This is a genomic window from Pandoraea sp. PE-S2R-1 (assembly GCF_002179865.1).
In the GTDB taxonomy this organism is placed as follows: domain Bacteria; phylum Pseudomonadota; class Gammaproteobacteria; order Burkholderiales; family Burkholderiaceae; genus Pandoraea.
Window position 1 is genome coordinate 1 of the sequence record NZ_NGUR01000140.1, and the last position, 391, is coordinate 391.

At 66.8% G+C, this 391-nt stretch carries 1 pseudogene; it reads left to right on the forward strand.

From position 1 onward, the window contains the following. A pseudogene (locus CDV44_RS28340) lies at positions 1-309 on the forward strand (hypothetical protein); the annotation flags it as partial. Positions 310-391: the final 82 nt, after the last annotated feature.

The following is a 391-nucleotide window of genomic DNA, read 5'->3' on the forward strand; positions in this document are numbered from 1 at the left end:
CGCCTCGTGGCGCGGCACCTGGGCGATCTGCCTCGCGTAACGTGTGCGAGCCGTCGCTATCTCGATCTGCATGGCATGCCCGACGATCTCGACGGCCTTGCGATGCACACGACGGTGAAGTGGCTGACGGCACCCGCCGAATCGTTGGCCTCGCAGGCTTCTCTCTCGGGCATTGGCGAATCGGTCGCCGACGGTGCCGCGCTCCCCGCAGTGAATGCACTCACTACGCGCTGCGGCGATCTGACGTTGACGGTGGGCGGACGCGCGACGTGCGTGCGCACGCGAGGTCAGTTGCATGTGGGGGGATGAAGCGGCGTATCTTGCGGCAGGCCTTGAAGGCCTCGGACTGATTCAACCGACGCTGCTGGCCGCGGCGCCGTATCTCGCGTCA